Origin of the sequence: Rhodopseudomonas palustris (assembly GCF_003226555.1) — a bacterium.
Lineage (GTDB): Bacteria > Pseudomonadota > Alphaproteobacteria > Rhizobiales > Xanthobacteraceae > Rhodopseudomonas > Rhodopseudomonas palustris_I.
The window spans coordinates 486,220-503,401 of the sequence record NZ_QKQS01000023.1; the positions used below are offsets into that span (position 1 = coordinate 486,220).

Sequence of the window (17,182 nt, forward strand, 5' to 3'; positions counted from 1 at the left end):
GCCTCAGCGAAGATTGGCTTTTTCATCGTACAATTTGAAGTCGACCAGCGTGCCCAGCATCTGCAGATACGAGATCAAGGCATCGAGTTCGGTCGGGTCTCCGTCCTGACCGTCGAAATTGCGCACGACGGCTTTGGGATAGCGCTTCTGCAGGTCTTCCGCTTCAGGACTGTCGGCATTGACCTGGGCCTTGGCGTCGGCCGCGGCCTTGGCGACGTCCTCGTCGGTGTAGGGCACGCCGAGTTCACGGTTGGTCTTGAGGTGAGCGCCGAGGCTCGCGGCGTCCACCTTGGCGTCGGCGAGGAAGGCGTAGCTCGGCATCACCGACTGCGGCACGATCGAGCGCGGGTTCTTCAGATGCGCCGTGTGCCATTCGTCGGAATACTTGCCGCCGACCCGCGCGAGGTCCGGACCGGTCCGCTTGGAGCCCCACTGGAACGGATGGTCGTACATCGACTCCGCCGCCAGCGAGTAGTGACCGTACCGCTCGATCTCGTCACGCAGCGGACGGATCATCTGCGAATGGCACAAATAGCAGCCTTCGCGGATGTAGACGTTACGACCCGCCAGCTCGAGCGGCGTGTAGGGACGAATGCCGTCGACCTTCTCGATCGTGCTCTTGAGGTAGAACAGCGGAGTGATTTCCACGAGACCGCCGATCGCAATGACGAGCAGGATGCCGACGATCAGGACAACCGAGTTGGTCTCGAAGATTTTATGCCGAGCCCAGATGGACATTTATTGCTCTCCTTACTCGGCGGGCTGCAGGGCGGCGTGAGGCTGCGCCTCGGACCGTTCGCCGACGCGAACCGTCATCCAGAGGTTGTAGGCCATGATCAATGCGCCAGTGAGATACAACACGCCGCCGGCGGCGCGGATGACGTAGAAGGGATGCATAGCTTCGACGGACTCAATGAAGGAATATTCGAGGAAGCCCAGCGAGGTGTATGCACGCCACATCAGGCCCTGCAGAATTCCGGACACCCACATCGCCGAGATGTAGAGAACGATGCCGAGGGTCGCGATCCAGAAGTGCCAGTTGACCAGGCGGATGCTGTAGAGCTGCTTGCGCCCCCACACCCACGGCACCAGGCAGTACAGCGCGCCGAACGACACGAAGCCGACCCAGCCGAGCGCGCCGGAGTGAACGTGGCCGATGGTCCAGTCGGTGTAGTGGCTGAGCGAGTTGACCGCCTTGATGGCCATCATCGGGCCTTCGAAGGTCGACATGCCGTAGAACGCGACCGACACCACCATCATGCGCAGCACCGGATCGGTGCGAAGCTTGTCCCACGCACCCGACAGCGTCATCAGGCCGTTGATCATGCCGCCCCATGACGGCATCCACAGCATGATCGAGAACGTCATGCCGAGGGTCTGCGTCCAGTCCGGCAGCGCCGTGTAGTGCAGATGGTGCGGACCGGCCCAGATGTAGAGGAAGATCAGCGCCCAGAAGTGGATGATCGACAGCCGGTAGGAGTAGACCGGCCGCTCCGCCCGCTTCGGGATGAAGTAGTACATGATGGCGAGGAAGCCCGCGGTGAGGAAGAAGCCCACCGCGTTGTGGCCGTACCACCACTGGAACATCGCGTCCTGCACGCCCGACCAGGCGATGTAGGACTTGGAACCGAGGAAGCTTACCGGCAGCGTCGGATTGTTGCCGAGATGCAGCACCGCGATCGTGATGATGAAGGCGAGATAGAACCAGTTGGCGACGTAGATGTGCGGCTCTTTGCGCTTCATCAGGGTCGCCAGGAACACCAGCAGATAGGTGACCCAGACGATGGTCAGCCACAGGTCGGCGTACCATTCGGGCTCGGCGTATTCCTTCGACTGGGTGACGCCCAGCAGATAGCCGGTGCCGGCGACCACAATGAAGAAGTTGTAGCCGATCGCGACGAACCACGGCGCGAGATCGCCCGCGAGGCGCGCCCGTGTGGTCTTCTGCACGACGTAGAAAGAGGTCGCCAGCAGAACGTTGCCACCGAACGCGAAGATCACCGCCGAAGTGTGCAGCGGCCGAATGCGTCCGAAATTGATCCAGTGGACGACATTGAGGCCGGGATAGGCCAGCTCCAGGGCCGCGTAGAGACCTGCGCTGAAGCCGGCGATGCCCCAAAACATCGCCATGAAGGACAGGAACCGAATCGGCGCCAAATTGTAGTTTGGAACGCCGTTGATTTCCTGGGGCGGCAAGCCGGACCGGCTGCGATGCCGGACGATGATCGCGAACACCGCCCACGCGCTGACCGCGGCCGCGAGCGTGGCGTGAAATGCGAAGGGGGCATCGTGGGCGTAGATCGCCGCATAGATGGACAGGATCGTGGTCAATGCGAACACGACCGTGAGACCACCCTCGCCAAGGGTGATCCGCTTCGAATTCAGGGCTTGATTCATCTGATCAATCTTTTCTTCGGCGGGCAGGTGACTGCACCATCCCCGGTTTCGGGACCGCACGTTTGATCGAAATCAAAATGCCCAAATTTGCGCCACAACGACGCCCGTTTTGTGCGGTGCGATCGACACTTCGTGCTTTTCGGTGAAATGCCTCGAAATTGCAAGAACCATCACGACTTGCGGGGGTGGCCTCGGCTGCGTACGAGGCCGGACGAGCGCGTCAACCTGCGTCCTCGACCAAAGAATGAGGCGCAACTCAGCGAATGACTTTCACTCGCATCCGTCCTGCGGAAAATGCGCTCGGAACCGGGGTGGCGGACGTCAGCCGCGTCGCCGTTCGTAGGTCTTGAGGTGCGTATAGATCACCCGCAGCCGCGGCACCGGAACCTTGGCCTCATCAGCCCGAACGATCAGGTCACCGATGACATGATCGGCCTCGATCCGGGCTCCGGCCTGGATGTCGCGAAACATCGAGGCCGTCAGGGTCGAGCCATCGGCGAGCAGCATACTGCGGGTGCGGTCGACGGCGGCCTGGCGCGGCAGATGGCCTGCCGCCGCCGCAATCGTGGTGATTTCGTCGAGCACGCCGAGCATGAAGTCGGCCCCGCCGGGCGCGGCGAGAATGTCGCCGACCGCGCCGCGCATCAGCGAAGTGGAACCGGCGAGCGTCGCCAGGAACACCCACTTCTCCCACATCTCCTGCATGATCGCCGGCGAGGCGTTGACGCCGAAATCGCCGCCGCCGAGCGCCGCCGCAATCTGCGTCACGCGTTCCGACGCCGTGCCATCGCGCTCGCCGAACGTGATCGCGCTCATCGGGGCGAGTTGCACGACATGGCGCTCCGCATCGAGCGTCGCGGCGATCACGCATTGGCCGCCGAGCACGCGGTCTCGACCGAACGCGGCGTCGAGCACATCGAGGTGCTTCATGCCGTTGAGCAAGGGCACGATCGTGGCGCGAGCACCGACGCCCGCGCGGAACGAGGCCATCGCGTCGTCGAGATCGAACGCCTTGCAGCTCAGCATCACCAGATCGTAGTCGGGCGTCAACGCCGCAGCCTGCACGGCCGGAGGATCTTGAATCGTCGCATCACCGTGCGGGCTCTTGATCACCAGACCGTCGCGCGCCAATTCCGCCGCGCGGCCCGGCCGCACCAGAAACGTGACGTCGCGGCCGAGCTGCAACAGCCGCCCACCGAAATAACCGCCGATCGCTCCGGCACCGACGATCAGAACCCGCATCGCGTCCTCCCGACATTTTCGTCAGTCTTAGACGGATCATACCGGTCCGACGAGCGCCATACCGGCATACCCCTCACCACTTCTCGCCGTAGGGACGAATCTCCAGCTCGAAGGTCCAGGCGCTCTTTGGCTGTTGGTAGAGCTGCCAGTAAGCACCCGCGACGGATGCCGGCGGCATCAGCAGATCCGGATTGGCGAGCGCGTCCTTGCCGAACATCTGCTCGCGGCGCTCGCGCACCCAGGCGGTGTCGACGCCGGAATCGATAATCAGATGCGCGACGTGGATGTTCTTCGGCATCAACTCACGCGCCATCGACTGCGCCACTGCGCGCAACCCGAACTTGGCGGAGGCGAAGGCGGCGAAGCCCGAACCGCCGCGCAGCGACGCGGTCGCACCGGTGAAGAAGATCTTGCCCTGGCCGCGCGCCAGCATCAGCCGCGCCGACTCCCGGCCCGACACGAAGCCGGCCCAGCACGCCATCTCCCAGACCTTGCGAAACACCCGGTCGGTGGTCTCCAGAATCGGAAAATTGACGTTGGCGCCGACGTTGAAGATCGTCACCTCCAGCGGCGCATGGGCGTCGGCATCGTTCAGGAACGCCGTCACCTCATCTTCTTTGCGCGCATCGAGCGATCGGGCGACGATGCGACCACCGGCCGCCTCGACCTCCGCCACCAGCGGCGCCAGCTTGTCGCCGTTGCGCCGGCCGGCGAACACGGTGAAGCCCTCGGCGGCGAACTTCTTGGCGATCTCGGCGCCGATGTAGTCGCCGGCTCCGATCACAGCGACGGTTGCGTTGCGTGGCGTCATGCTGGCGTCTCCCTCAAGCTCCTCATTGCGAGCGAAGCGAAGCAATCCACGTTTTCAGCACACAGCGACTGGATTGCGTCGTCGCTTCGCTCCTCGCAATGACGGGAGAGATCGATCGAGGCTAGCCGTACATCTCTTCGACGTCGCGGAGCTGTTCCTTGCCGAAGAACATCTCCTTGCCGACGAAGAAGGTCGGTGAGCCGAATGCGCCGCGCTGCACGGCGTCTTCGGTGTTGGCGATCAACTTGGCTTTGACTTCAGGCTCCTGCGCGCCGGTCAGCAGTTTCTTGCCGTCGAGCCCGGACGACGACAGCGCCGCGGCGGCGATTTCGAGATCGTCCATCTTCTTCGGCTCGATCCACATGTGGTGGAACGCGGCCTCGACATAGGCCTCGAACACGCCGTCGAGCTGCGCCGCGACCGCGGCCCGCATCAGGTTCAGCGTGTTGACCGGGAAATGCGGATTCCAGACATACGGCTGGACCGCATAGTGCTTCAGGAAGCGCTCGGTTTCCAGCGCGTGAAATTCGCGCTTGTTCTTGATCCCGGCCAGGGTCTCGGCCGGCGATTTGTTGTTGGTGGCCTTGAAGATACCGCCGAGCAGCACCGGCACGTAGTCGAACTTGACGCCGATCCGCCGCTCGATCGCCGGAATCGCCCGGTGGGCCAGGAAAGCATTGGGACTGCCGAAGTCGAACAGGAATTGCGGGGCAGGCTGGGTCATGATTTCCTCCGGCAGCCGCGGGTGGCGCCTTATATGATTATCATCATCTCACTCCAACCGTAGCGCGTCGGTGGCAACCGATCAACCGGGTCGCTGGCGAGGTTCGCGGCCTTCGCAACTGTGATGTCCCGCGCCGCGGAAACTCTGCTAAGGCGGAGCGCGTTCTCACGGCTGGTGCCGCTTCAATCACTGACAGACATCCGGGATCTTCGCGACATGCTGACCGTCCATCACCTCAACAACTCCCGCTCGCAACGCGTGCTGTGGCTCCTGGAGGAGCTCGGCACCCCTTACGAGATCAAGCGCTACCAGCGGCAGCCCGACATGATGGCGCCCAAGGAGCTGCGCGCCGTGCACCCGCTCGGCAAATCGCCGGTGATTACCGACAACGGCAACACCATCGCCGAGTCCGGCGCGATCATCGAATACATCGTCGGCACTTATGGGGACGGCCGGTTGATCCCGCCGCCGAATACGCCGGAGCGGCTGCGCTATACCTATTGGCTGCACTACGCCGAGGGCTCGGCGATGCCGCCGCTGCTGCTGAAACTGCTGTTCTCGATGATGCCGAAGCGTGCCCCGGCGCTGGTGCGGCCGCTGGTGAAGATGGTGGCGTCCGGCGCGCTGACCGGCTTCGTCGATCCGCAGCTCAAGCTGCACATGGATTATTGGGAAAGCGAGCTCGGCAAGGCCGCGTATTTCGCCGGCGACGAATTCACCGCCGCCGACATCCAGATGAGCTTCCCGCTGGAAGCAGCCGCCTCCCGCGGCGGCCTCGACCAGCGCTACCCCAAGGCGCTGGCCTGGCTCGACCGCATCCACGCCCGCCCGGCCTACAACCGCGCGCTGGAAAAAGGCGGGCCATACGAAATCGGCAAGGCGTAGTCTCTCAATCTCGTCATTGCGAGGAGCGCAGCGACGAAGCAATCCAGCTCAGTGCACGGAGCCTGGATTGCTTCGCTTCGCTCGCAATGACGATCCGGTCTTATGCCCTCACCCCATCGGCAGCGGCGTGACGGTGACGCCGGGCGGCGGCACGCTGTCGTCGGGCACGAAGAAATCCGACATCAGCGGTACGCTCGGATCGACCCGGTACGGCTCGAAGTCGCGCACGCCGGCCTCGTACAGCACGGTGTCGTCGATGCAGAACTGCCCGGTGAAGTCGCGCGACGGCTTGGTCAGGATCGCGTGGGCGGCGTCGCCCATGATCTCCGGCGTGCGGCTGGCGCGGATCATCGCGTCACCGCCGAGCAGATTGCCGACCGCGGCGGTCGCGATCGTGGTGCGCGGCCACAGCGCGTTGACGGCGACGCCGGCGTGCTTCAGCTCGCCCGACAGGCCGAGCGCCACCATGCTCATGCCGAACTTCGCCATGGTGTAGGCGGTCGATGCCGCGAACCACTTCGCCTTCATGTCGAGCGGCGGGGACAGCATCAGGATGTGCGGATTGGCGGCCTTCTTCAGGTGGGGGATGCAATATTTCGACACCATGAAGGTGCCGCGGGTGTTGATCCCCATCATCAGGTCGTAGCGCTTCATCTCGGTCGCCTGCGAGTTGGTCAGGCTGATTGCGCTGGCGTTGTTGACGCAGATGTCGATGCCGCCGAACTCCGAGACCGTCTTGCCGATCGCGTCGATCACCTGCGCCTCGTCGCGGATGTCGCAGACCAGCGGCAGCGCCCTGCCACCGGCCGCGACGATCTCCTCGGCCGCTGTATAGATCGTGCCCTTCAGCTTCGGATGCGGCTCGGTCGTCTTGGCGGCGATCGCCACATTGGCGCCGTCCCGCGCCGCCCGCAGCGCGATCGCGAGCCCAATGCCGCGGCTCGCGCCAGTGATGAACAGCGTCTTGCCCTGCAGTGATGCCATCTGACGTCCTCTCTCCTCGTGCAACCCGGATCGGTCTCCCGCGAAGGTAGCGCCGGTTCTCTGAAAATCGAAGTCATCGAAGGCTAGCAGGCGCCCGCCGGGTCCACTTGCGGCGAGAGGTTGCGTATCAATACCCCGCCGCCGTCGCGCCGCGGGTCCGCGGATCAGGCGCGCCGTGGAAGCCGTCGGCGTCGATCAGAATCGAATTCACCGAAGTCTGGCCGAGCGGGGTGACGACGCGGTGGCCCATGGCGCGAAGCGCGTCCAGCGTCGCGTCCGGAAATCCGTGTTCGACCCGCACCTCGTCCGGCATCCACTGATGGTGCAGCCGCGGCGCCGCCACCGCGGCCGCCACGTTCATCCGATAATCGATCACATCGACGATCACCTGCATCACCGCCGAGATGATGCGGCTGCCACCGGGCGAACCGGTGACCAGCACCGGCTTGCCGTCCTTGAGCAGAATCGTCGGCGACATCGAGGACAGCGGCCGTTTGCCGGGCGCCGGCAGATTGGCGGCGAAGCCGACCAGCCCGTAGGCGTTGGAGGCGCCGGGCGCGGCGGTGAAATCGTCGAGTTCGTTGTTGAGCAGCACACCGGTGCCGTCCGCCACCAAGCCGACGCCGTAGGAGAAATTCAGCGTGTAGGTATTGCTGACGGCATTTCCGGCGGCGTCGGCGACCGAGAAGTGCGTGGTGTTCTGGCCCTCGCGCGGCTGCGGCAACGGTTGGCTGACAGGCGTGGCGCGCTGCGGATCGATGCCGGCGCGCAGGCTCGCCGCGTAGTCCTTCGACAGCAGCTTCGCCACCGGCGCCTCGCTGAATGCCGGATCGCCGAGATAGCGGGCGCGATCCGCATAAGCGCGCTTCATTGCTTCGATCAACAGATGCAGCGACGGCGGTGTGCCCTGCCCGAGGTCGCGCATCGCGTAGCCTTCGAGGATGTTCAGGCTCTCGATCAGCACGACCCCGCCGGACGAAGGCTGCGGCATGGCGACGATATCGTAGCCGCGATAGCTGCCGCGCAGCGGGGTGCGCAGCACCGGCCGGTAGCCTGCGAGGTCTTCCGGCGTGATCAGCCCGCCAGCGTCGCGAATGCCGCGCGACAATTTCTCGGCGATCGGGCCACGGTAGAACCCGTCCGGCCCCTGTTTGGCGATCGCCTCGAGCGTTGCAGCCAGATCGGGCTGCACCAGCCTGTCACCCGGCTGCAGCGGCGAGCCATCGGGGCGGGCGAACACCTTGCGTGTCGACGGCCAGCGCGCCAGCCAGCGGTGCCAATCCGGCAGCGTATCGGCGGTGTCGTCGGCGATCTCGATGCCGTCCCGCGCCAACGCGATCGCGGGCGCGACCACGTCCGCGAGCGTGAACTTGCCGGAACCATATTTGTCCAGCGCCAACGCCAGACCCGCCACGGTGCCGGGCACGCCGATGCCGAGTGCGGATTTGCGCGATTTGTCCGGGTCGGGTTTGCCATCGGTCAGGAACATGTCCTGGGTGGCGGCCTGCGGCGCGGTTTCGCGATAGTCGACCGCCACGTCCTCATTCTTCGCCGCGGAATGAATCACCATGAAGCCGCCGCCGCCGAGATTGCCGGCGCGCGGATAGGTGACCGCCATGGCAAAGCCGGTCGCCACCGCCGCATCGATCGCGTTGCCGCCGCGGGACAGGAAGCTGGCGCCGATTTCGGCGGCCAGCCGCTCCTGCGCCACCACCATGCCGTGTTTGGCGACCACGGCTTGCACCGGCCCGCGGACCATGCCGCCGCGCATATCCTGCGCCGGCGCGGCGAGCGGGATCACCACCAGCGCCAGCGTCGACAGCGTCATCAAAATGCGATGCGGGATGCGCAGTCTGATCATCAAGAGACTCCGATTTCTGCCGCGCAGGCTGCCACGCGCCGGACGAATCCTATAGGCAATCGGAGCGGAGAGGCAAAACGCGGGCCCAGCGCGCGGAAGGAACAAGATGTCGTCATCGCTTGCGGAAGGCATCGCGCAAACTCGTGAACCGATCCGCTATCCGCCGCAGAGCGCCGTCGTCGGCTGGATCCTGTTCGACTGGGCGGCGCAGCCTTACTTCACGCTGATCACCACCTTCATTTTCGCGCCCTATTTCGCCACCTACGTGGCACCCGATCCGGCGACCGGCCAATCGATGTGGGGTTTCGCCACCGCGGCGAGCGGTTTCGTCATCGCGTTGGCATCGCCGGTGCTGGGTGCGATCGCCGATGCCAGCGGCCGGCGCAAGCCGTGGATCGCGCTGTTCGGCGGCATGCTGGTGATCGGATCGATGCTGATGTGGTTCGGCAAGCCCGGCGAACCGCACACGATTCTGCCGCTGCTGATCGCCTACGCGATCGCCACGATCGGGGTCGAGTTCGCCACCGTGTTCAACAACGCGATGATGCCCAACCTGGTGCCGCCGGAGAAGATCGGCCGACTGTCCGGCACCGGCTGGGCGACCGGTTATGTCGGCGGCATCCTGTCGCTCGTCCTGGTGCTCGGCTTCCTCGCCGCCAGCCCGGAGACAGGCAAGACTCTGCTCGGCCTGACGCCGTGGTTCGGGCTCGATCCTGCGCTGCACGAGGGCGACCGTATCAGCGGGCCGCTCACCGCGGTGTGGTTCGTGGTGTTCGTGTTACCGATGTTTCTGCTGACACCGGACTTCCCGGCCAAGATGGCGCCCCGCGCCGCGATCCGCGAGGGCCTGCGCGAACTCGGCGAGACGCTGCGCGATTTGCCACGGCGACGCTCTCTGGCGATCTTCCTGCTCGCCAACATGATCTACACCGACGGCCTGGTGTCGCTGTTCGCGTTCGGAGGCATCTACGCCACCGGCACCTTCGGCTGGAGCACAATCCAGATCGGCACCTTCGGCGTGATCCTGGCAATCGCCGCCACCATCGGCGCCTTCGTCGGCGGCAGGCTCGACGATGCGTTCGGTTCCAAACGGGTGATCACCGGCTCGCTGGTCCTGTTGCTGATCGCAATCGCCGGCATTCTGATGATCGACCCAGGTCACGTGCTGCTGATCGAGGTGACGCCGCCGCAACCGGGCGGCGCACTGTTCGCATCGCCGGCCGAGCGCGCCTACTTGCTGCTCGGCTGCCTGATCGGCATCGCCGGCGGCCCGCTGCAGGCCGCATCGCGCACGCTGCTGATCAGGATCGCTCCGCGGGAGCGGATCGCGCAGTATTTCGGCCTGTTCGCCCTCACCGGCAAAGTGACCTCGTTCATCGGTCCACTGCTGATCGCGAGCGTCACCGCGCTCGCAAACAGCCAGAAGGCCGGCATGTCCGTGCTGGTGCTGTTCTTCGTCGCCGGACTGGCGCTGCTGACCCAGGTGCGGCGCTCGGCGGACTGATCACGCCGGTGCGTGGACAAACATGCCGATCTGGGCTATAGGAGCGGCCATGATCCACCTGTCCGCCTCGTACTGGTACTTTTATTTTAGCAGCTCGCTGGCGGCGGGAGGATTTCGCGCGATCTAACGATTGCAGCATCGAAGTCCGAAAAGCCGCCAGACCTGGCGGCTTTTTCGTTTGAGCCGGCAGGTCTCCTTCACAAGGAGCAAACTGCCGTGTTGACCACCACCGACGACCTTCGCCTGCAGAAACTCACCGAACTCAGCACGCCTGCCGAGGTGATGGGCGAGATTCCGCGCACGCTGACCGCGACACGCACCGTTGCGGCGAGCCGCAGCGCGATTCACGCCATCCTCACCGGAGCCGACGACCGGCTCCTCGTCGTGGTCGGCCCCTGTTCGATTCACGATCCGGCCGCGGCCATGGACTATGCCAGCCGTCTGGCGGCGCTGCGCGAGACCTTGGCCGACCGGCTCGAGATCGTGATGCGGGTGTATTTCGAGAAGCCGCGCACCACGGTGGGTTGGAAAGGCCTGATCAACGATCCCGACCTCGACGGCAGCTTCCGGATCGACAAGGGGCTGCGGCTGGCGCGTGAAGTGCTGTCGGCCGTGAACAATCTCGGCCTGCCGGCCGCCACTGAATTCCTCGACCTGATCACGCCGCAATACATCGCGGATCTGGTCGCCTGGGGCGCGATCGGAGCGCGGACCACCGAGAGCCAGATCCACCGCGAACTCGCTTCGGGCCTATCATGCCCGATCGGCTTCAAGAACGGCACCGACGGCAACGTCCGGATTGCGGCGGAAGCGGTGAAATCCGCCGCGCAGCCACATCATTTCATGGCGGTGACCAAGGGTGGACGCAATGCCATCGCGGCCACCACCGGTAACAGCGACTGCCACGTCATCCTGCGCGGCGGCGTCACGCCGAACTACGACGCCGCAAGCGTCGAAGCAGCTGCTGCGGTGCTCGGCAAGATCGGCCTGGCGCCGCGACTGATGATCGATGCCAGCCACGCCAACAGCAGCAAGCAGCCGGACAACCAGCCGAAGGTCACGGCCGACATCGGGCGTCAATTAGCGGCGGGCGATGATCGCATCATCGGCGTGATGATCGAGAGCAATCTGGTGGCCGGTCGGCAGGACGTGGTACCGGGCCGGCCGCTGCACTACGGCCAGAGCATCACCGACGGCTGCATCGACTGGGCGACGACCGAGACGGTGCTGCACGAGCTGGCCACTGCGGTCGACAGCCGGCGAGCTACGCGGCACGCCGCGAGGGCTCAGGAGGAAGGTGCTGCGGCTTGAGCAGCTGAGCGCGGGGCGGCAATCGTTTCTGTTGCTACCTTACTCTGCGTCATCCTGAGGAGCCCACCGGGCCGCGCTATGCGCGGCACGGCGGGCCTCGAAGGATGAGCCGCCGGCACCCGTAGCCGCATCCTGAGGCGCGCTGCGCGCGCGCCTCAGGATGACGACGCTGACCTTCACTCAGCCGAGGAAACGCCTCAGTGCCGGAAGTGCCTTGTGCCGGTGAACACCATGGCGATGCCGGCGTCGTCGGCGGCCTTGATCACTTCGTCGTCGCGGACCGAACCGCCGGGCTGGATCACCGCGGTGGCGCCGGCTTCGATGCAGGCCAGCATGCCGTCGGCGAACGGGAAGAACGCATCCGAGGCGACCACCGAGCCCTTGGTCATCGGCGCGGCGAGCTTCAGCTCGGCCGCCGCATCCTGCGCCTTGCGGGCGGCGATGCGGGCCGAATCCACACGGCTCATCTGGCCGGCGCCGATGCCGACGGTGGCGAGGTCCTTGGCGTAAATAATCGTGTTCGACTTGACGTGCTTGCCGACGCGGAACGCGAACTTCAGGTCGCGCAGCTCGGCTTCGGTCGGCTGCCGCTCGGTGACGACCTTCAGCGCCATGTCGTCGACCACCGCATTGTCGCGCGACTGCACCAAGAGGCCGCCGGCGACGGTCTTGTAGGTCAGGCCGATCGCGCGCGGATCGGGCAGCGCGCCCGCCAGCAACAGCCGCAGATTCTTCTTTGCCGCGACGATCGCGATCGCTTCCTCGGTGGCGTCGGGCGCGATGATCACCTCGGTGAAAATCTCGGTGATGGCACGCGCGGCTTCCGCATCGAGGGTGCGGTTCAGCGCCACGATGCCGCCGAACGCCGACACCGAATCGCAGGCCAGTGCCTTGCGATAGGCGTCGAGCAGACTCGCGCCTTCGGCGACGCCGCACGGATTGGCGTGCTTGACGATGACGCAGGCCGCGGTGCGCGCCGCATCGAACTCGCCGACGCACTCATAGGCCGCGTCGGTGTCGTTGATGTTGTTGTAGGACAGTTCCTTGCCCTGCACCTGGCGCGCGGTGGCGACGCCAGGGCGCTTCTCCGACGTGGCGTAGAACGCCGCGGTCTGGTGCGGATTTTCACCGTAACGGAGGCTCTGGATCAGCCGGCCGCCGATCGCACGGAAGTCGGGCGCGTCGGTCTTGAGCTGCAGTGCGAACCAGTTGGAGATCGCCGCATCATACGCGGCAGTGCGCGCATAGGCCTTGGCGGCGAGCCGCTTGCGCAAGTTCAGCGTCGTCGCGCCGTTGTTGGCCGCGAGTTCGTCGAGCACCGCCCGATAGTCGTTGGCTTCGACCACCACCGCGACGTCGTCGTGGTTCTTCGCCGCGGCGCGAATCATCGCCGGCCCGCCGATGTCGATGTTCTCGATGCAGTCTTCGTAGCCAGCGCCTTTGTCGACGGTGGCTTCGAACGGATACAGGTTCACCACCAACAGATCGATCTGCGGGATGCCGTGCGCGGCCATCGCCTGCTTGTGGTCGTCATTGTCGCGGATCGCCAACAGGCCGCCATGCACCTTGGGGTGCAGGGTCTTGACCCGGCCGTCCATCATCTCGGGGAAGCCGGTCAGCTCGGAGACGTCCTTGACCGGAAGACCGGCCGCAGCGATCGCCTTGGCGGTGCCGCCGGTCGAGACCAGCTCGACGCCGTGGCCGGCGAGCGCACGGGCGAAATCGATCAGTCCGGTCTTATCGGACACGGACAACAGGGCACGGGTGACGCGACGGGGATTCTGGGTCATGGGGCACGATCTTCTGTTGGAAGGAAAGCTATGCCCAGGCGCGCGGCAGATACGTCCCGCGCTTCCCGATGGTGCTCCATCCTAACGTCGCCAGTCGCGCGAGGCGTGGGTTCGGTAGCAGTTTTCACCGCTCCCGACAACGGCGACCAAGGTCACCGCAAGCCTCATATTTTAAGGAATGCGCTTCAGAGCGGCAGTTCAGGCTCGTGGCGGGCAGCGCGGCGGGCGCTGGTCGCCTGCGGTGAGGCATTAGAGCGGATCAGGCTCCAGCGCACGTTAGGCGCCTCGATCGAATTCTGCCGGATCACGATCTGGGTCGAACGCCGCGGTCCGTCATTGCCGGCCAGGAACACGGTCTCTTCGAGATCGACCTTGTCGTCGGCCGCCTCGAAGGTCCAGACCTCGCGATTGGGCAGCACCAGCATCACCCCGCGGGCATCGTGCAGCCGGCTGGCCTTGACCAGCGGATGCAGATGAAACCGCACGGCGTAATCGGCATGCGCGGCGCGGTGGCGGCCACCCTGCACCGGAGTGAGGCTGTCCTCGCCGTCGACCCGGCTGCCGTCGTGCTTCACCATCAGCACGCGCCGGTGCAGCACGCCGAATTTGTCACGGTAGCCGTCGTGCGACGTCGTCAGCAGGACGCCGCCCGCAACCTCTTCGCGGCGGTTCTCGACTTGACGCGGACCGCCGACCACCGGCGAGCCGTGCAGGAACCGTTTCATTGCGGAGCGCTCGACGAAACTGCAGGACGACGTGTCGTGGCAGGTGACGGTGGAATGCGCCACGGTCGAGCGGGCAAAGCCGCGCCAGCTCTCGCGATTGGTGGTCGGCATGCCGCTATTGATCACGATCCGGCAAGCCCCCGACGACAATTCGAACGACAGGCAGCCGGCGTGCGCCTCCTGGCTGACATTGGCAGGCGGCGGCGTTCCGGCATCGACAATCACCAGCGTAGTGCCGGCGTCGATCCGCTGATAGCCCGAATGCGGCATGCTGGCGAGCGGCGTGCCCTGGCTGTCGTCATAGGCCAATAGCGTCGCGAGCAGATCCGACGGCGTCGCGCTCATGCCGTTGAACAGCGCAAAATTGCCGTCGCCGTGGCGGAAGAACCGCAGCATCGGCATCATCCGGTCGATCGCGTTCAGCAGCGCCGGCGGCGGCGCGATATTGCGAGCCGCAAAGGTCTGGCGCAGCGGCAGCAGATCGATCAACAGTTCGATCAGCGCGCCCGGATTGCGCGAGATGTGGCCGCCATCCGGGAGGATCTGGCGCTGCAGCTCGTCCGACAGCTTCTTGGTGGCGGCGCGGATCTGCCGCGCCTGGTTGGCGAGGCACAGCGACGCGTAGCACAGCGCGATCAGCACCTGCAGCCGCGGCACGCCGTCCTGCACATCGAGCAGTGCGTAGCGCAGCGAGCGGATTTCGCGGGTCAGGCCGCGCAGATAGCGGCGATAGAATTTGCCATCGGTGTCGGACAGCACCAGCGGCGCCTGCGACAGCAGCGAGATCACCCGCCGCGCCAGCACGTCCGGCCGTCGCCCGACCGGCCCGGTCCGCGACATGTTGCTGAGCCAGTCGTCGACCAGGGAACGGGCGTTGGCGCGGGTGATGGCGGTATCGGCGGCGCGCAGATGGCGTAGCCAGCCGAAGCCGAGCAACGCGGCTTCCCAATCGTCGGAAGGCGGCTCGAGATCGAAAATCGAGCGGCCATGGCAGGTGACGATCTTGCCGGCGAAGACGAAGCGGCCGGCATAGATTTCGGCGGCGCGGGTCGCGTCCGCGGTGCGCAGATCATGCGGCGCGATGATCAGCCGATCGGTGCGGCCGGGCCACAGCCGAGTCACCGCCACCGAACCACTGGAGGCGCGCGCCATCATGGTCCGCGCGAAGCGGCCCATGATCAGCGTCGAAATTCCTCTGCGGGGCGCGGCCGACACCTGCGCTAGAGCCCCGGGTCGTTGGTACGCATCACGTTGCTGCCCTCTGCGGACGGCCGACGTCAGGTCGCGCAAGACGTCGGACAATCGTCCAGCCCGGTACAGCTTCGACTGAAACGGCTCTGCAGACATGCGCGCAGCTGAGACGAAAGATTGTTGTGAACCAAAGCAACCTCAAGTTAACGAAAATTCGTTGCGAATCCTTTTAATCTGGAATTCTCCGTCACACACCCTCGCGATAGGCGAATGTGGACGGGCGCTGCTGCGCCACGTCCCGACAGCCGGTCAATCTTGAGGGGTTACAACGACTTCACCAGCCGCGCGGCATAGAAGCCGTCGAATCCGGCGAGCCGCGGATCGCTGTGCGGCAGATGGCACGGCAGGGTTCGCAGCGCACCGTCAGCGGTGACGATCTCCGCGAGCCCGGCGACTTCGGCCGGATCGATCGGCTGCCGGCGCATCGACGGCTCGATGTCGAGCAGCGCGGCGATCGCCTGCTCGCCCTCCTCGGGCTCGAGCGAACAGGTGCAATATACCAACGTACCGCCGGGGCGCAGCAGCGACACCGCCTTCGCCAGCAGCCGGTGCTGAACCGCAGCGAGCGCCCCGATATCGCTCCCCTGCTTCAGCCATGCCACATCAGGATGCCGCCGAATCGTGCCGGTCGAGGCGCAAGGCGCGTCGATCAATACGGCGTCGAACTCGGCGGTCGCATCGCCCCGCCATTCCGCCGCATCAGCCACGGCAGTTTCGACCTCCAGCGACAGCCGCGCCAGATTTTCGCGCAGCCGCGCGACCCGCGCGGGCGACCGATCGATCGCGGTGACCCGGGCGCCGGCCGCGGCGAGCTGCGCGGTCTTGCCGCCTGGGGCGGCACAAAGATCGGCGACGCTTTTGCCGGCGATGTCGCCGAACAGCCGTGCCGGCAGCGCGGCGGCAGCATCCTGCACCCACCACTGGCCTTCATCATAGCCCGGCAGCATCCGCACCGAGCCCTGCAGCAGCGTGCGCACGGTGCCGGTCGGCAGCACTTCGCCATGCAGCCGCGCCGCCCAATGCGCCGAGTCGGCTTTCACCGTGAGATCGAGCGACGGCTCGTGGCTGATCGCCTGCGCGATCGCGCGCGCGGTGTCGGCGCCGTAATGCGCGCTCCAGCGCTCGAGCAGCCATTGCGGCACGTCGGGCGTGCCGGCCGACAGTTCCTCGACCAGCGGCAGGCCTTCACGCGCACAGCGGCGCAGCACGGCGTTGACGAGACCGGCATATTTGGCGGCGCGACGGTCGGACTGCACCAGCCGCACCGACAGATCGACGGCGGCGTGATCGGGCACGTCCATCCAGAGAATCTGCGCAGCACCGATCAACAGCGCGCTCTTGGCGCGCGGCGCGTCGGTCGGCACACCGCGATCTAGCAGCTTGGCGAGCAGGCCCTCCAGTGTTCCGAGCCGGCGCAGAATCGTCGCCACCAGCCGGCGCATCAGCGCGCGGTCGCGATCCGACAGCGTCTTCAGGCCCGGATGCGCGGCCGGGCCTTCGAGCTGGTCGTCGAGCATGCGGCGCTTCTGCAGCACCCCGTCCAGAATGTCCGCGGCGATACGGCGCGCGGCGAGGCCGGGCACCTCGGAAGCTTGGGCGAATCTTGGAGCAGGCATGGATTGAGGGTATCACAGCAGGAGGAGAGACGCCGCGCGAGGCCGCGCGCTGGTCTGCCGTGGATGGCATTCGAATATGCC

Annotated in this window: 13 protein-coding genes and 1 riboswitch; of the genes, 3 read left to right on the plus strand and 10 right to left on the minus strand. The window is 65.7% G+C overall.

Annotation, left to right across the window (positions count from 1 at the left end):
• Positions 1-3: 3 nt before the first annotated feature.
• From ccoO to DNX69_RS14815, 5 genes are all read right to left on the minus strand, one after another.
• The gene (ccoO, locus tag DNX69_RS14795) at positions 4-738 is read right to left on the minus strand and encodes a cytochrome-c oxidase, cbb3-type subunit II (protein WP_110786724.1); all 735 of its coding nucleotides are present in this window, start codon (positions 736-738) and stop codon (positions 4-6) included.
• Positions 739-750: 12 nt separating this feature from the next.
• Entirely contained in the window at positions 751-2,397 is a 1,647-nt protein-coding gene (gene ccoN, locus DNX69_RS14800; RefSeq protein ID WP_110786725.1) for a cytochrome-c oxidase, cbb3-type subunit I, read from the minus strand.
• A gap of 321 nt (positions 2,398-2,718) precedes the next feature.
• On the minus strand, positions 2,719-3,639 hold the full coding sequence (gene panE, locus DNX69_RS14805) for a 2-dehydropantoate 2-reductase (protein ID WP_110786726.1): 921 nt from the start codon (positions 3,637-3,639) through the stop codon (positions 2,719-2,721).
• Between the two features lie 73 nt (positions 3,640-3,712).
• Positions 3,713-4,450, minus strand: a complete 738-nt coding sequence (locus tag DNX69_RS14810; protein ID WP_110786727.1) for an SDR family oxidoreductase — start codon at positions 4,448-4,450, stop codon at positions 3,713-3,715.
• A 121-nt stretch (positions 4,451-4,571) separates the two neighbouring features.
• Positions 4,572-5,174, minus strand: a complete 603-nt coding sequence (locus DNX69_RS14815) for a 2-hydroxychromene-2-carboxylate isomerase (protein WP_110786728.1) — start codon at positions 5,172-5,174, stop codon at positions 4,572-4,574.
• Between the two features lie 216 nt (positions 5,175-5,390).
• On the opposite strand from DNX69_RS14815, the gene DNX69_RS14820 reads away from it, so the two are divergent.
• Positions 5,391-6,059 carry a glutathione S-transferase gene (locus DNX69_RS14820; protein WP_110786729.1) on the plus strand — a complete coding sequence of 223 codons (669 nt, stop codon included), beginning with the start codon at positions 5,391-5,393 and terminating at the stop codon, positions 6,057-6,059.
• 108 nt (positions 6,060-6,167) lie between these two features.
• Here the strand turns inward: DNX69_RS14820 and DNX69_RS14825 are convergent, their stop codons facing one another.
• On the minus strand, positions 6,168-7,043 hold the full coding sequence (locus DNX69_RS14825; protein ID WP_110786730.1) for an SDR family oxidoreductase: 876 nt from the start codon (positions 7,041-7,043) through the stop codon (positions 6,168-6,170).
• Positions 7,044-7,170: 127 nt separating this feature from the next.
• Positions 7,171-8,904, minus strand: coding sequence for a gamma-glutamyltransferase (gene ggt, locus DNX69_RS14830; RefSeq protein ID WP_110786731.1), 1,734 nt, complete (start codon positions 8,902-8,904; stop codon positions 7,171-7,173).
• Positions 8,905-9,010: 106 nt separating this feature from the next.
• Here ggt and DNX69_RS14835 point away from each other — a divergent pair, with 106 nt between their 5' ends.
• Together DNX69_RS14835 and DNX69_RS14840 are read left to right on the plus strand one after the other, a co-directional pair.
• The gene (locus tag DNX69_RS14835; RefSeq protein WP_110786732.1) at positions 9,011-10,408 is read left to right on the plus strand and encodes an MFS transporter; all 1,398 of its coding nucleotides are present in this window, start codon (positions 9,011-9,013) and stop codon (positions 10,406-10,408) included.
• A gap of 216 nt (positions 10,409-10,624) precedes the next feature.
• The gene (locus tag DNX69_RS14840) at positions 10,625-11,719 is read left to right on the plus strand and encodes a 3-deoxy-7-phosphoheptulonate synthase (protein WP_110786733.1); all 1,095 of its coding nucleotides are present in this window, start codon (positions 10,625-10,627) and stop codon (positions 11,717-11,719) included.
• Between the two features lie 197 nt (positions 11,720-11,916).
• Here the strand turns inward: DNX69_RS14840 and purH are convergent, their stop codons facing one another.
• From purH to DNX69_RS14855, 3 genes are all read right to left on the minus strand, one after another.
• Complete coding sequence (purH, locus tag DNX69_RS14845; protein WP_110786734.1) at positions 11,917-13,509, minus strand: bifunctional phosphoribosylaminoimidazolecarboxamide formyltransferase/IMP cyclohydrolase; 1,593 nt, start codon at positions 13,507-13,509, stop codon at positions 11,917-11,919.
• Positions 13,510-13,534: 25 nt separating this feature from the next.
• Positions 13,535-13,617: riboswitch (ZMP/ZTP riboswitch) on the minus strand.
• Between the two features lie 77 nt (positions 13,618-13,694).
• Complete coding sequence (locus tag DNX69_RS14850) at positions 13,695-15,410, minus strand: heparinase II/III family protein (RefSeq protein WP_165825267.1); 1,716 nt, start codon at positions 15,408-15,410, stop codon at positions 13,695-13,697.
• A 338-nt stretch (positions 15,411-15,748) separates the two neighbouring features.
• Complete coding sequence (locus DNX69_RS14855) at positions 15,749-17,101, minus strand: RsmB/NOP family class I SAM-dependent RNA methyltransferase (RefSeq protein WP_110786736.1); 1,353 nt, start codon at positions 17,099-17,101, stop codon at positions 15,749-15,751.
• Positions 17,102-17,182 lie beyond the last annotated feature (81 nt).

What these genes read in the sequence shown, in the direction of transcription:
- DNX69_RS14825 (WP_110786730.1), bottom strand. Translation starts at nt 7,043, where the DNA reads ATGGCATCACTGCAGGGCAAGACGCTGTTCATCACTGGCGCGAGCCGC.
- DNX69_RS14815 (WP_110786728.1), bottom strand. Translation starts at nt 5,174, where the DNA reads ATGACCCAGCCTGCCCCGCAATTCCTGTTCGACTTCGGCAGTCCCAAT.
- DNX69_RS14850 (WP_165825267.1), bottom strand. Translation starts at nt 15,410, where the DNA reads ATGGGCCGCTTCGCGCGGACCATGATGGCGCGCGCCTCCAGTGGTTCG.
- DNX69_RS14835 (WP_110786732.1), top strand. Translation starts at nt 9,011, where the DNA reads ATGTCGTCATCGCTTGCGGAAGGCATCGCGCAAACTCGTGAACCGATC.
- ggt (WP_110786731.1), bottom strand. Translation starts at nt 8,904, where the DNA reads ATGATCAGACTGCGCATCCCGCATCGCATTTTGATGACGCTGTCGACG.
- DNX69_RS14810 (WP_110786727.1), bottom strand. Translation starts at nt 4,450, where the DNA reads ATGACGCCACGCAACGCAACCGTCGCTGTGATCGGAGCCGGCGACTAC.
- DNX69_RS14855 (WP_110786736.1), bottom strand. Translation starts at nt 17,101, where the DNA reads ATGCCTGCTCCAAGATTCGCCCAAGCTTCCGAGGTGCCCGGCCTCGCC.
- panE (WP_110786726.1), bottom strand. Translation starts at nt 3,639, where the DNA reads ATGCGGGTTCTGATCGTCGGTGCCGGAGCGATCGGCGGTTATTTCGGT.
- DNX69_RS14820 (WP_110786729.1), top strand. Translation starts at nt 5,391, where the DNA reads ATGCTGACCGTCCATCACCTCAACAACTCCCGCTCGCAACGCGTGCTG.
- ccoN (WP_110786725.1), bottom strand. Translation starts at nt 2,397, where the DNA reads ATGAATCAAGCCCTGAATTCGAAGCGGATCACCCTTGGCGAGGGTGGT.
- purH (WP_110786734.1), bottom strand. Translation starts at nt 13,509, where the DNA reads ATGACCCAGAATCCCCGTCGCGTCACCCGTGCCCTGTTGTCCGTGTCC.
- ccoO (WP_110786724.1), bottom strand. Translation starts at nt 738, where the DNA reads ATGTCCATCTGGGCTCGGCATAAAATCTTCGAGACCAACTCGGTTGTC.